Origin of the sequence: Methanoregula sp. (assembly GCF_035543475.1) — an archaeon.
Lineage (GTDB): Archaea > Halobacteriota > Methanomicrobia > Methanomicrobiales > Methanospirillaceae > Methanoregula.
Map to the genome: position 1 here is coordinate 131,219 of NZ_DATKKA010000006.1, position 14,151 is coordinate 145,369.

Annotated in this window: 13 protein-coding genes; 6 read left to right on the forward strand and 7 right to left on the reverse strand. The window is 58.0% G+C overall.

All coding sequences use genetic code 11. The annotated features are described in order from the left end of the window. Positions 1–105: 105 nt before the first annotated feature. From VMS83_RS02115 to VMS83_RS02125, 3 genes are all read right to left on the reverse strand, one after another. A complete protein-coding gene (locus tag VMS83_RS02115) occupies positions 106–660 on the reverse strand; it encodes a CBS domain-containing protein (protein WP_325409391.1) in 555 nt (184 codons plus the stop codon). 74 nt (positions 661–734) lie between these two features. Further along, positions 735–2,405, reverse strand: coding sequence for an adenine deaminase (gene ade / locus VMS83_RS02120; protein WP_325409393.1), 1,671 nt, complete (start codon positions 2,403–2,405; stop codon positions 735–737). A 4-nt stretch (positions 2,406–2,409) separates the two neighbouring features. Then, a complete protein-coding gene (locus tag VMS83_RS02125) occupies positions 2,410–2,760 on the reverse strand; it encodes a hypothetical protein (protein WP_325409395.1) in 351 nt (116 codons plus the stop codon). 328 nt (positions 2,761–3,088) lie between these two features. On the opposite strand from VMS83_RS02125, the gene VMS83_RS02130 reads away from it, so the two are divergent. The 5 genes from VMS83_RS02130 to VMS83_RS02150 all read left to right on the forward strand — a co-directional run bounded on the left by VMS83_RS02130 (position 3,089) and on the right by VMS83_RS02150 (position 10,242). Further along, positions 3,089–3,928, forward strand: coding sequence for a ParA family protein (locus VMS83_RS02130; protein WP_414674907.1), 840 nt, complete (start codon positions 3,089–3,091; stop codon positions 3,926–3,928). After that, positions 3,919–5,910, forward strand: coding sequence for a methyl-accepting chemotaxis protein (locus VMS83_RS02135; RefSeq protein ID WP_325409397.1), 1,992 nt, complete (start codon positions 3,919–3,921; stop codon positions 5,908–5,910). Before VMS83_RS02130 ends, VMS83_RS02135 begins: the two co-directional genes overlap by 10 nt. Positions 5,911–5,913: 3 nt before the next feature. Further along, on the forward strand, positions 5,914–6,426 hold the full coding sequence (locus VMS83_RS02140) for a chemotaxis protein CheW (protein ID WP_325409399.1): 513 nt from the start codon (positions 5,914–5,916) through the stop codon (positions 6,424–6,426). Between the two features lie 24 nt (positions 6,427–6,450). After that, entirely contained in the window at positions 6,451–9,354 is a 2,904-nt protein-coding gene (locus VMS83_RS02145; RefSeq protein WP_325409401.1) for a methyl-accepting chemotaxis protein, read from the forward strand. Positions 9,355–9,432: 78 nt separating this feature from the next. Beyond that, positions 9,433–10,242 carry a protein-glutamate O-methyltransferase CheR gene (locus tag VMS83_RS02150; RefSeq protein WP_325409403.1) on the forward strand — a complete coding sequence of 270 codons (810 nt, stop codon included), beginning with the start codon at positions 9,433–9,435 and terminating at the stop codon, positions 10,240–10,242. Between the two features lie 10 nt (positions 10,243–10,252). On the opposite strand, the gene VMS83_RS02155 is transcribed toward VMS83_RS02150, so the two are convergent. Further along, positions 10,253–10,513 (reverse strand): hypothetical protein, encoded by a 261-nt coding sequence (locus VMS83_RS02155; RefSeq protein WP_325409405.1) that lies wholly within the window; start codon positions 10,511–10,513, stop codon positions 10,253–10,255. Between the two features lie 150 nt (positions 10,514–10,663). Between VMS83_RS02155 and VMS83_RS02160 the strand changes: the two genes are divergently transcribed. Further along, positions 10,664–11,314 (forward strand): hypothetical protein, encoded by a 651-nt coding sequence (locus tag VMS83_RS02160; RefSeq protein ID WP_325409406.1) that lies wholly within the window; start codon positions 10,664–10,666, stop codon positions 11,312–11,314. 16 nt (positions 11,315–11,330) lie between these two features. Here the strand turns inward: VMS83_RS02160 and VMS83_RS02165 are convergent, their stop codons facing one another. The 3 genes from VMS83_RS02165 to VMS83_RS02175 form a co-directional block, all read right to left on the reverse strand. Beyond that, entirely contained in the window at positions 11,331–11,516 is a 186-nt protein-coding gene (locus VMS83_RS02165) for a hypothetical protein (protein WP_325409408.1), read from the reverse strand. Positions 11,517–11,546: 30 nt separating this feature from the next. Beyond that, entirely contained in the window at positions 11,547–11,798 is a 252-nt protein-coding gene (locus VMS83_RS02170; protein WP_325409410.1) for a DUF7123 family protein, read from the reverse strand. 224 nt (positions 11,799–12,022) lie between these two features. Further along, positions 12,023–13,858 carry a DHH family phosphoesterase gene (locus VMS83_RS02175; RefSeq protein WP_325409412.1) on the reverse strand — a complete coding sequence of 612 codons (1,836 nt, stop codon included), beginning with the start codon at positions 13,856–13,858 and terminating at the stop codon, positions 12,023–12,025. Positions 13,859–14,151 lie beyond the last annotated feature (293 nt).

A 14,151-nucleotide genomic window follows, 5' to 3' on the forward strand; every position in this document is an offset into this window, starting at 1 on the left:
TGGCTTTTCACCGACCACAACAAGAAGAACTCCATTATCATCCCTCATAAATATTTCGGTTGATCGGGCCCGGATTGGCCCGGGGAGGCCAAAAAAGGCCCCGGTTCAGACGATGAGCGTGATCAGGTCGTGCTTGGTGATCACACCTTTGACCAGCCGTCCTTCCGTTACAAGCACCGCGTGGTTCTGCTGGAGGATACCGATCACGGTCTCCACGTCCATGTCCGGGGGGACCGTGGGAAAACCGGGCTCCATGAAGTCCCGCACCAGTACCGGCTGGGAGGGATGGAGGCGCTGCTGCCCGATCGCCTTGACGATCACCGCTTCCGAGATGCACCCGACCGGTGCACCCCGCTCGATCACCGGGAGCTGGGAGACATTGTTCTTCTCGAAGATATCAAGGGCCTGCGAGATGCTCGCCTGCGGCGGGACCGAGAGGACTGGCGTGTGCATGATCTGGCCGGCCGTGATCTTTTTTGGTTCGGCGTTATTGAGGACCGTGATGATCTTACCCAGAGTACTGATCCGGGGATCGACGCTGCCAGCCTCGATCCGGGCCACCATGGACTGGCTGATCCCTGCCCTGCGGGCAACCTCGGTCTGCCGGAGCCCCAGGCTTTCGCGGCGGGAGCGGAGCTCCTCGGGACTGGGGATATGCATATGATATTACTGATAGGTATAGTATATTATCAACCTTATGCTGTTCGCAACATAAGCCGCCAGGGAATACCCTGTCAGGAAAAGAGCGGCACATCCCGGAATGCCACGCCGTCGAAAAGGCCCCGGTCCGTAACCCGCAGTGCCGGTATCACGGTGAGGGCAAGAAACGAGAGGTACATGAACGGGTCGCGGATGCCGCCCATCCTTCCGGTTGTCTGGTGCAGGGCGTCGAGCCGGGCCACGACCTCGCGGGCCGGGAGCGTGGACATCAGGCCGGCACAGTCAAGCGGGAGGATTTCCGTTTCCGGTCCGCAGACTGCGGCCATCCCGCCCCCGGCCCGGATCACTGCACCGATCGCAGCAAGGATCGCCTCGTCCCCGACACCGGTCGCGATAAGGTTGTGCGCATCGTGGGAGACGGTCGCGGCGACTGCACCTTTTGTAAACCCGAAACCGTGCACGATCCCGGTACCAACGCGCCCGCTCCCGTACCGGTTGCAGACCACGACCTTGAGGAGGTCCCGGCCGGTATCGGGGATCCCGCCAGCATCGAGATCAACGGTGAGCGCTTCGGTCAGGATCTGGTCGGGCACGAGGCCAATCACCCGTGTTTTTCCGCTGCCGATGAGCCGGATCTGCTCCTTTGCGGGTAAGGTGCACCGCATGGCGGGGACGGGGGGAAGTGCGGCAAAAGAGGCCGTATATTCTGCCACCGGCCGGCCTGAAAAGAAGGTCTCTTTTACGATAAAACTGCGGGAGCTGTCCACGATACAGAAGTCGGCCCGGCGACCGGGTGCCAGTGCCCCGCGATCAGAAAGCCCGAACCGTTCAGCCGGCGAGAGCGTTGCCATCCTTATTGCGAGCTCCGGCTCGAGGCCGCATTCCACCGCCCTCCGTATACAGCGGTCGATATGGCCGTCACGGACCAGCAGGTCGGCATGGCAGTCATCGGTGCAGAAGCTGCATCGGGAGACGGTAACGGGGGTGACCGCAGGAACAAGTGCCACAATGTTCTTCTCGGTCGAGCCCTCGCGAAGGTAGAGGTACATCCCCCGCCGGAGTTTCTCTTCGGCCTCTTTTTGCGTGGTGCATTCGTGGTCGCTCTCCAGCCCGGCAAGGACATAGGCGTTGAGGTCAGGACCGGAAAGAAGCGGGGCATGGCCGTCCCGGAGGGGCATAAGTGCAAGTTTGTCGCGGATCCCGTTATCGCCGGCCAGTACTCCCGGAACGTTCATCATCTCGCCCAGCCCCAGCACGCCCTTTTGGCCCACGAAACCGGCAAGGTCCCGGGCCCCGAGCACGGCTCCCCCGACATCGGCCGGGGTTGCCGGAACACAGGAGGGAAGCATGTACAGGATATCCACCGGGGCGCCGGCCCGCCCGGCCAGCATGAACGCGATCCCGTCCTTTCCTGCCACGTTTGCGATCTCGTGGGGATCGGCGATCACGGTTGTGGTCCCGTGGGTGGCGACGAGCCGTGCGTATTCCGGAGGAGACAGAAGCGAGCTCTCGATATGGACATGGGCATCGATCAGGCCCGGTACCACGCGGGCCCCACGGAGGTCCCGCTCGCGAACGCCACGGTACGCAGGACCGGTCCCGACAATGATACCGTCCTTTATCGCGAGATCGCCCCGCTCCCACGTGCAGGAAAAAGCATCGAAGAGCTCAGCGTTCCTGAGGACAAGGTCCGCCGGCCGGAGACCGCGGGCTGCCTCGATCAGGTGAAACGGCGGGCATTCCATGCGGTCACACCGTAATGTCCCGGATCACGGCAGCCTCGCGCCTGCCGTTCTCGGTGATGTACACGTACATCTTGTAATTCCCGGGATCCAGCTGCAGCGGGACCGCAACCATATTTTTGCTTCCCGTCAGCGTGGCAGTGGCCCAGGTGGTGAGGAGCTCCTGCTGCGAGTATGCAGTCAGGGAGTATACCGTGACCTGGACAGTCACATCGGCAGGTGTTCCCGGACCGGCAACTGCTACGTCAAGTGTGCCGTTCTGGTACGAGACATCCCCGACAGAATACGTGGTGCAGCCGGCAGCGGCAAGGAAGAGGAGGAGGAAAAGCCCGAGGAACAGGTAACCGCGTCCGCTCATAGTTCTCTTGTCGGAGTTCATCCTTAAAAACCTATACCCGGAGACGGGAAGAGCAGGCACCTCTTGCCTGCCGCCGGCGGGATCCCGGGGGTACCATGATCTCTTTTTTCACGGGAACCATGGTGCAGGAACCGTACCTGTCAAATAAGGCCCTGTTGCCAAAAATGGTTCAATATCACGAAAAAAATAATTAAATCTCTATTCCGGCGAAAATACCGGCAAAGCAAAGTTATTATAAGTAACCTTTATAAAAATTCAGTCAGGTGATATCATAACAACCATCACGTTCTGCCATCATAAAGGCGGAACAGGGAAGACCACCTCCTGCCTGAACATCGCCGGGTTCTGTTCTCTTTTGGGAAAAAAAGTGCTGGTGGTTGACTGCGATCCCCAGGCCAATGCAACGGCCGGCCTGGGCATCAGTCCTGAATCTGCCAGAAAGAACATGTACGATGTCTTCATGAGCCGCGTGGATGGGTTTCCCCAGATACCAATCACCGATATCATCTGTTCTACCCAGTCCGGCATCGATCTTGCACCGGCCAGCCTCGACCTCGTTGGTGCAGAGCCCTACCTCTACGGGATTGCCGCCCGGGCAGAGGTCCTGAAAGATGCACTCTGGACAGTAAAACAGCGCTATGACCTGATCCTGATCGACACGCCCCCGAGCATGGGGCAGTTCGTGATAAACGGCCTTGTGGCCGCGGACCATGTCATTGTCACGCTCGACTCCGGATCCTTTGCCCTCAATGGCGTGGGTCCGCTCCTCACCATTTTCGGGGACATCAAAGAAGACCTGGGAAAGGATCTCCGCGTGGACATGGCCATCATCTCCCGCTGGGGCGAGGGAGGGGACATGGAATCCCCGGCGCCGGAGGAGGAGGGAAAAAAGGACCTGGTCACCTGGCTTCGGTCGCTCCTTACCCCCCGGCATGAACCAAGCGAGGACGAGAAGAGGGCAGAAGAAGAGCGTGCAAAAGAGCATGAACGACTGGTCGGGATGCTTTCTGAAATTGAAAAGAAGTTTTCTGATGTGCACACCGTGCCGTATTCTCCCGAGGTGTATGAGGCCCAGAAACGCGGGATACCGCTCTCGCATTTCGCTCCCGGGTGCAGCGCCGGAAGCGCCTACAAAACGATTGCAGATGAGGTTTTGAGATGGACGTAACAGTACTGGAACAGGCGGTAAAGAAGGCCGCAGAAGGGGACCTGAAGGTCCGCATTGACGAGAACCGTACCGAAGCAGAGCTCCGCCCGCTGGCACAGCAGGTCAACCGGCTGGTGGCCCGGGCAGCGGACATGACCGAGAAAAAGCAGCGGGCCGATACGATGATCAAGTACAACCCGCTTGCCATCGCCATCCTCAAAAAAGACCGGGCAATCGTTAACATCAACAAGAAATACGAGTCGCTCTGGCGGGGGACCCGCGAGGAGCTGATGAAGAAGAAGCTCTATGACTTCGATATCACGGTCACTTCCGGGGATCACCTTTATGCCTGTTTCGAGACGCGCAAGCTTGCCGTCAGCCAGTGCCGGGTGAAATGGCCGGACGGCACCCAGAAGTACCTGAACCTTCAGGCAATGCCGATGCTCGATGCTGCCGGTGAAGTAGACGGGGCATTTTATTTCTGGATTGACAATACCGAGCTCCACGACAAGGTAGACGAAGCAGAAAAGATCCGGCAGCGGGCGGACCGGATCGTCGAGGAGAACCCGTACGCACTCTTTACCATCGGCACCGACCTTACCGTGCGCTCCGTAAACAGCGCATTCCTAAAACTGACCGGCTACTCCCGGGACGACGCGGGCCGTCTCTCGATGAAGAGCTTCCGGTACAAGAAGAACAAGGGAGCAACCGTTGAGGCAGTCATCTCCTCCAAGCAGCGCGGCCAGGGCGAGTCGGTGATAGAGTTCCCTGCCGGCACCCTGATCCTTGATTACTACTATATCCCGCTTATCGACAATACCGGGGCGGTCGAGAGCCTGCTCGTGGTGTATAACGATATCACCGAGCGGCGCCGGCAGGAAGGGGAGATCCATACCCTTATGGAGGACTCCAAAAAGAAGGCCCAGGCACTCTCCGAGAGCGCGGGGGTACTCGAGACCGGGCTTTCCCGGCTGGCCGAGGGGGACCTCACCTTTGTCGCCGAAATTGCGGCAGACGACCCGCTGGTAGCCTTAAAGAAAGACTACAACAAGGCTGCCCAGTCCGTGAAGACCGTGATCGATGAGATCGTAAAGGCTGCCCACCAGCTCGATGTCACCACCGCCGAGACCGGCAAGAGCACCCAGGAGATCTCCAAGTCCACCGAGCAGGTGGCGATCTCCACCCAGGAATCTGCAGAGGGTGCGAAAAAGCAGCTCACCGAGATCGAGAAAGTCTCAAGCGATGTCTCCGACCTCTCCGCGTCCATCGAAGAGATTGCGAGCACCTCCCACGATCTTATGACCCATGCCCAGAAGGCGGCAACCGAGGGCAACCAGGCTGCAGAACTGGGCAAGGTGGCAACGGCAAAGATGAAGACCGTGGAGAAGATCTCGGCCGAGAGTGTCAACGAGATCACGGCATTGAACGAGCGGATGAAGGAGATCTCCAATATTGTCAAGCTGATCGCCGATATCTCCAGCCAGACAAACCTCCTGGCCTTAAACGCCGCGATCGAGGCGGCAAGAGCCGGAGAACACGGGCGGGGCTTTGCAGTCGTGGCCGGGGAAGTGAGGAACCTTGCCGGCGAATCAAAGAGCGCCACCAATAACATCGAGACCCTGATCGGGTCCATCCAGCACAACAGCGAGAAGACCGCGACAGCCATCAAAAACTCCTACCAGGAGATCCAGACAGGAATTGAGAGCGTCAACCAGACCATCGATGTGCTCAACCGGATCATCTCCGAAGCCCACGTGGTCTCGCAGGGAGTGACCGAGATCACCAAAGCCACCGAGGCCCAGGCAGAGGCCACCAACCGGGTGATGCAGGGCGTGGAGCAGACAAACTCCCTCTCCCGCGAGACCCAGCAGCGCATGGAGGACATGGCTGCCCTTGCCGAAGAGACCAGTGCCTCTACCCAGGAGATCGCCAGTGCATCTGCCGAGCTCTCGCACATGGCGGAGAGGCTCAAAGCAGCAACAGATAAATTCAAACTTCGGTGAGTTATGGCCGGAACCATCGATGTCGTGGAATTCGAGCTGGGCGGGGAGCGCTATGCGCTGGATATCAACCTTGCCCGGGAGATCGTGGAGATGATGCCGATCACCCCCATCCCCCGTGCGCCGCCGTACATCTCCGGTGTCATCAACCTCAGAGGGGAGATCACCAATATCATGAACCTCAATACCCTCCTCGGGCTCCCGGGGAAGGACGTGCGGGAGAACCAGAAGATCATTGTCCTTGTTCCCGAAGCGGCAAAAGGAAACAACATCGGGGTCATTGTCGATGACGTCTCCAGCGTCCGCCAGGTGCCCGAGGCCGATATCGAGCACATAGGGGCAGGGATATCCTCCGAGTTCTCCCAGTTCGTCAAGGGTATCATCAAGATCTCCGGGGACGACGCGGAGAAAAAGAAGAAGGACCTTATCATCTGGCTGGACATGGAAAAGGTGATCGCGGACCTGGGCAGCCGGTCCGGGAGCTCACCGGGTGCGGGCAGTCGCGATGCCGACGGATAGGACAAGAGGATGAAGGATACGGGTATGACCGAACAACGACCGGGACGGAAGGCATTATTTGTCGGGGCACAGGCCCCGGCCGCACGGGGAGCACCGGACGAGAGGATCTCGGAGCACGTGCGGGAACTAAACGAGGAGCTGGCCCTCACCCTCAAGGGTGCCTCTGCAAGAAAGACGGTAAAACCCCTGGATGCAGGGCGCTTCGGAAGCGAGTATACAACGCTCGTGGATGCCGTCAATGCCGCGGCAGCGCAGATTGCACAGGCAGGAGAAGTACCGCATACGGCGCCAGGGGCCACACCGGAGGGGCTTGCCGAGTACGGGAAGAAGATCGATGTCCTGGAACGCCGGCTCGAGTTCATGGAGAAGAATAATCCCGTGCCCATGCTGATCGCGACACCGGCCCTCGATATCACCGAGGCCAATGCCGCATACGTGGCCATGACCGGGATCCCCGAGGACAAGATCGTCAGGACTAATCTCCACGATTTTACCATCACCACCCACTCAGGGGAGGATGCGGCTGTGGCCCTGGAGAAGAAGCGGCGGGCCGTAGGAGAGCTCACCATTACCTTCCCCTCGGGAGTCCACACCCTGGAACAGTACTGTATCCCGGTCCTTGACAGTTCCGGCGAGGTCACGTCGCTTGTCATCCTCTACGACGACCTCACCACGAAAAGGAAAAAGAACGAGGAGATTGAACGACTCAAGGTCAGGTCCGAGACGATCGTCCAGCAGAACCCGATGCCGATCGTGGTGGCCGATACCGGTTTTAAGATCCGCGTGGTGAACGATGCGTATGTTGCACTTACGGGAATCGAGAAGAGCCGGCTCCTTACCATGTCGCTGCGCGACTTTGCGATCTCCGGGCAGACCGGGGAGGGCCTCAAGAAAGTGATCGAGACCGGCACCCGTTCCGCCGGTGAGATGGTGGTGGAATTCCCGACCGGCAGCCGGGTTCTCCGGCAGTACGGCATCCCTATTCCCGGCGCGAAAGGTGCAGTCGAGAGTATCCTTGTGGTCTACAACGATATCACCGGGGAGAGAAAAGAGATGGAAGAGGTGCTCTCCGCCCGGCGCATGTCCGAGACGATCATCCGGGAGAACCCGATCCCCCTGTTAACGGCCGATCGCTCCTTTATGGTGATCTCGGCCAACCCCGCATACGAAAAGATGAGCGGGTATTCCCTCGACCGGATCACCGGCATGAACCTGCGCGATATCAAGATCCTCGAGCAGAAAGGCGAGGGCGCCGGAGTGGCAATCCGGGAAAAGCGCCGGGCCTTCGGTGAAGTTACCGTGGACCTTCCCAGCGGCAAAAAGATCCTCGAACAGTATGTGATGCCGCTCCTGGATGCCAAAAACGAGATCGAGCACCTCCTTCTCGTGTATAACGATGTAACCGCACAGCGGGCAAGCCAGCAGGACCTTGCAAAGAAGATGGAAGAGGTGGCGGCCTTAAAGAAGCGTTCTGACATCATTGTCATGCAGAACCCCATGCCCATCATGCTCATGGACACGTCCTTTAAGATCCTCATGGCAAACGAGGCCTATACGAACCTCACGGGGCTTTCCAAAGAGAAGCTGCATGGCATGAATGCCCGGGAGTTCAAGATCCTCTCCCAGACCGGCGAAGGGCTCAAGAAAGTGATCGCCGAGAAAGCGAGAAGTTTCGGGGAAATCACCATAGAATTTCCCCGGGGCCTGCGCATTCTCGAGCAGTACGGCATACCCATGCTGGACGCCCAGCAGAACCTCTCGACGATCCTCTGCGTGTACGTGGACATAACCGCACGGCGCGAACAGGAAAAGAAGATCCAGGCGATGATGGAAGAAGCAACGGCAAGCGCCGAGCTCCTCACGGCAAGCGCGACCGAGCTCCAGACCGGCCTTGCGAAGATCGCTGCAGGCGACCTCACGAGCCAGCTCAGTATCGACGAAGCCGATCCGCTGGTGCAGCTCAAGAAGGATTACAATTCCTCGGTTTCGGCAATCCGCGCGGTCATCGCGGAGCTTGTGCAGTCCATCCGCCGGCTGGACGTGACCATCCAGGATACGATCAGGAGCACGGACGAGATCGCAAAGGCAACCGAACAGGTGGCCATCTCCTCCCAGAAGGCCACCGATAATGCCAAGGAGCAGCTCACCAGCATCGAGAAGATCTCCGGGACCATATCGGACATCTCGGCCTCTGTCGAGGAGATTGCGAGCACCTCCCACGATGTCATGACCCATGCCGGCAAGGCAGCGGAGGAGGGCGCCCGTGCTGCAACCGTCGGTAAGACGGCAACGGACAAGATGCAGGCAGTCGAGAAGATCTCGCAGCAGAGCGTCAACGAGATCACGGCCCTCAACGAGCAGATGCACCAGATCTCAAAGATTGTCAACCTGATCACCGATATCGCCAACCAGACCAACCTCCTTGCCCTGAATGCCGCGATCGAGGCGGCGAGAGCCGGAGAGCACGGGCGGGGCTTTGCGGTCGTGGCCGGCGAGGTGAAAAACCTTGCCGGGGAGTCCAAGAAGGCAAGCAGCCAGATCGAGACCCTGATCAAGTCCATCCAGGCAAAGAGCGAAGTGACGGCCACGTCCATCCAGGACTCGTTTGTCCAGATTAAAGGCGGCATCGAGAGCGTAAACATGACCGTCGAATCACTCAACCGGATCATCGCCGAGGCAGATGTGGTCTCCCAGGGAGTCACCGAGATTACCCGGGCCACCGAGAGCCAGGCCCAGGCCACCTCCGGCCTGATGGCCGGGATCGAGTCGGTCAGGACCATGACCGAGAACAACCAGCAGCGCATGGAAGACATGGCTGCCCTTGCCGAGGAGACCAGTGCTTCGACCGAGGAGATCGCAAGCGCTTCTGCAGAGCTCTCGCACATGGCGGAGCGCTGCACCGGGATGATGAAGGAGTTCCAGACCTAAAAACGCGGAAGCGGGAGTGCGGGAATTTTTGTCCCGTTTTCCCTCTTGCACCAGTACTTACATGAGCCGGAGTATTCCATGACACCAGAAAAAGACGACGGTTTTGGCGCCCTGAAGCGGTACATAGAGCAGAACCTGAAGATCCAGTGTTCCAATTACAAGGAGGACTACATCAAACGCCGGCTTCTCTCCCGCATGCGTTCGACCAACACCTCAGCGTACGACGAGTACCTCAAGTACCTGCGCGAACACGAACCCGAGCACGATGTTCTCAGAAAAGCGCTCACGATCAATGTAACGGAGTTCTTCCGGGACACGGACGTGTACGACCTGATCAGAAAAGAGATCTTCCCCGCACTTTTTAAGGGCAGGAAGACCATCCGCATCTGGTGCGCCGGCTGCTCGACCGGTGAAGAGCCCTATTCCCTTGCCATGATCCTCTCTGACATGATGGCGGCCGATAAATCCATCTCCGGCCAGATCTTTGCAACAGACATCGACGAGGTGGTGCTCAAGAAGGCAAAGGACGGGATCTATTCGGAAAAATCCATGGGGAAACTCTCCGAGACCCAGATGCACCGCCATTTCACGAAGCTCGCGGACGGGACATACCAGGTCAAGCCGCATCTCCAGTCACTCATCCGGTTCCGCCCCCACGACCTCATGAGCGGCCAGCCGATCTCCCGGTTCCTGGACATGATCAGCTGCCGGAACGTGACCATCTACTTTACCGAAAAACAGAAAGACGAACTGGCAAAGACGTTTTATACGGCCCTTGTGCCCGGCGGGTACTATGTGATGGGCAAGACCGAGTACCTCGGGCGCGAGGTGGAAGGACTCTTTATCCCGGTCAATTCCATCCAGAAGATCTACCGGAAAAAAGAGTAACCACCCTTTTTTAGTGCCGCTGGCGGTCGTCTTTTTGTCCCTTGGGATCCTTCCCGATATCTTTGGTCAGCGCGGCCTGCAGGGCTTTGCGCGAGGCTTGGGCTTTTAACTGGTTGGAGACAGTGACAAAGTTGATGCCGACCACAACGATGACAAGCATCAGGCTGACCCAGAGCATGATACCGGTGACTGAAAGAAACGCAGCCCAGAGCAGGACGACAAAGGAGATCAGGTAAAAGATGATCCATGTCCGCAGGCCGGGAACTTCCATAACATCATTGTACTCCACAGCAGTACTAATGTGTTTTTACCTGCACCCGCTCCTGCCGCCCACGCGGTCCTGTTACATGCGAACGCACGCCCGGTTCCCTTCCGGGTGCGGATCGCCACGGTTTTTATAGAAAACCGCCCAGAACTACCTGTGGATAAAGGGGATGTTCTTACCGTTGCCGGTGGTATGGTGGTGATCCTGCTCATCGCAGTGATCGTAAACCCCGGCCTGCTTGCAAAGGCCCTTCCGGGCCCGGCAAGTGGTCCTGCTGTACAGGAAACAGTTGTCCCCTCCGGGACACAAACGCTGGTATCTACAGTACCGGCCACGCCTGCCCCGGTAGTGAGCCTCACCCCCACCCCCCTGCCGCCCCCGTACCGGATCACGTACACGAGCAACCCGTTTGCCTATCCCACGATCCATCTCCCCGATCACATGGAGATCTATGGTGTCTCCAGTACGCCCCTGCGGGCAAATACGACCGTGACCTTCGCATACATGGAAGAGTCAAAGGGCGGCCTGACCTCAGTCTTTTCGGTCCCCTACGAGGCCTGGGCACTCAATATCAGCGTCACGGCCACCACCCAGCCCCAGTATGCCATGTTCAGGATGGCGCTCTGTGACGCAAAGACCGGGAATATCATCACGGGTTCGGAGATCCAGAACGGCGGTACCATGTACAAGGTGGTGCGGACGAGCGGGAAGATGTACATGATCGTCAGCGTCGATTATGTCGACTCGTTCCGGATCACGCTGGAGACCCCGCTCCAGTATTATGTCCAGGCCGGGCAGACGGCCTGAAAAAAACAGGACCTGTTCAGATCTTTTCTACGGTCACCCGCACACGGTCGCCGGCCACAAAGCCATGGCCCTTGGGGAGATCGATGTTGAACCAGAGGGCGCCGGGATCGTCCTGGGTAGGATCCTGGGACATCAGGCAGTCCTTGGCATTGTTGATGTCAGCAACGAATTCAACGGATGCTTCGAAAGAGGATTTTGGCATAATAAAAGAAGGAGGTGATAGGTAAAAAAATTACAGGGCACGGGACGTGACCATCCACGTCGTGCTGTTCGAATAGCTCCACCGGATGATGGACAGTTCCTTGCACATGTCGGCAAGGATTGCCATGTTCGTTCCCACTTCCTTGGGAGACAGTCCCAGGTCCTTTGCTATGTATTTGGACTTGAAGTAGTGCTTGCCTTTGTCAATCCCAGAATGAAGATAGGTAACGATCTTGTGCTGGGTTTCGTTGTATTTTTCACGTATATTTTTGCCTGTTGACATAGGTCACCTTAGCAATACGAATTCATATAGATCAGGCCCTATATATAAATATCTGATGGTTGCGGTAAGATACATGGTTTTTTTGGCAAGATTGACATAATTTTGACAAGAAACTATTTAAATCAAAAAATTTTCGGGTAGATTCGTGACCGGGGGATTTTTTCATTATTTTTTGGAATTCCGGGTATGTCCCTTGGTTCGACCGGAAAAAGTAAGAGGGTACCTTACTGCTGGACCGGTGCCTGAGCAATCTTTGCGATCAGGGCCTCAAGGACCACGTCACGCATTCCCTCGACGAACTTGATGCTGCCCACGACCAGGTGCCCGCCGCCGGAGATACCGCCGCCGGGGATCTCGTTGTGGAGCTCGCGTACCATACGTGGAATGTTCATGTGCACGCCCCGGGAGCGCAGCACGGCAAAGTCCGGGCCAAAGCCGATCGTGACCACCGGTTTTCCTTCATTCTGCCTGCAGAGCCGGTCGTGGACCTCGCCTGAGGTCTTGCCCGGAGGCGGGAAGGTAAACTTGTGGGCATGGATCTCCACGTCGATAAGGAACAGGTGGGCATCGTTTTTGAGGACGCGGGCCACGACATGGGGCATGCAGGCGTTCATCTGGTCCTCGATCATGGTGTTCGCACCGTCAACGAGCAGGCTGACGAGTTTTACGTGCCGCTCGTGTTTCCCGACCAGGTCGAGTATGTCCTTTACGATCTCCCGGCCATCGTTGAACCGGAGCCAGAACTGCTCGTAGTCAAGTGCAAGCGCAATATCCTTGCATGCCTGCTCGGGATACTGGTCGCGGACAAGCGCAAGGTAATGGGCCCGCTCGGGCGCCTCGCTCCGGTCCCCGACCCCGGCAACTGCCGGCAGGTGGCGGATGAGCGGTTCGACACGCGGGTTGATCAGCCGGGCCACCTCGGTACCGAGCATCCCGGCCGTGACCCCGAAGTCGCCACCCACGTGGTACGGGTTCACGTGGCCGACCAGGTACTTGTCAATGGTCGCATCCGGGTGGTGGTGATCGATGACCAAAAACGGGATTTCGTACACGCTTGCGATCTTGTAGGACGGTTCGTCCTCTTCGGTGGAGCCATTGTCGGTGAGGATCACAAGGGGCATCTTCTGGCCGAAGCGTGCATGGTCCTTGAGCGCAAAGTCCAGGTCCCGGGTGATATCCTCGATCTCATAGAAAGGCGCCTTTGAAGGGGCACGCTTGAAGAGGTAGTAATCGGCATCGAAGTCCCCGCCCGACTCCTTGATGAGCGAGACGACCGCCTGTTCGATGGCGACTGCCGAGCAGATGCCATCGGCATCGGCATGGTGGCGGAGGATGATGGGCTGGGCCGTAAAGACCGCCCGCCGGATGATCTTTGCCACCTTGCGCATCTCGGGCATCAGGCTGTCGAGAACTTCGCTTTTGACCATCGGCCGGATGTTCTCGGGCTCCGAGCGCTCGTCGAGCGCTTTCTCGATCCGGGCGCGGACCGTCTGCTCCTCGTCGCCGGTAAGCCCCGTCACCGCATCGGCCTCGATTTGCAACTGGTTGTTGCGCATCATGACCTCGCCGATGACTTTCACGATCATGTTGAGTTCTACTTCGGGATAGGCCCTGACGCCGGCCTCAACGAACGCGGCCACGTTCTGGGTGCCGGACTCGTCAACGATCGTAAAGATGGTGGGGCCGCTCGTCTGCTTGATCTGGGCGACCTCGCCCTCGATGGCCACGGTCTTTCCGAGCTTTGTGGCAAGGTCAGAAATCCTGACCGTGGTGGACTTTCGCTCCACCTGCTGGACCTGGTACACCTGGATGAGCTGCTCTTCAAGGTCGATGTTCCCGTTGGGCCGGATCTGGCGGACCCGGACAAGCACGGAATCTTTCTCCTTGTGCTCGGCCTTCATGCTGGTCTTGTGCACCAGGCCCTTGATCCGGTCATTGAGCTGGACAAACATCCCGAACGTGGCAAAGCCCTGGACCTTGCCGAGGTAAGTCTTACCCTCCTCGACATCGGACAGGTCACAACCGGCTGCCAATCTGAAAACTACAATATCACTTTCCATTTTCTTTCTCTCCACACGCACAAAGCGAAACGAAACGATATGGTATGCGGCTTGTTTTTCTATTTTGAATCGTTCAACGTATCCGGCACCACGGATGAGGCGCCAGCGTGTACCATGAATGGTCACCGGAGGGTTATGTTAGTTGTGATAGGGTGAACGGGATACAGACATTAGGGCTGAACTTTTTTTAAAGGGGGAAATGTAGTGCTACCACAATTACGTATTTTTTTGTTTACGGAACCCCCCGCCACAAAAGGACGGGTGTGGCAGTGCCACCCGTCCGAAGTGGTGGG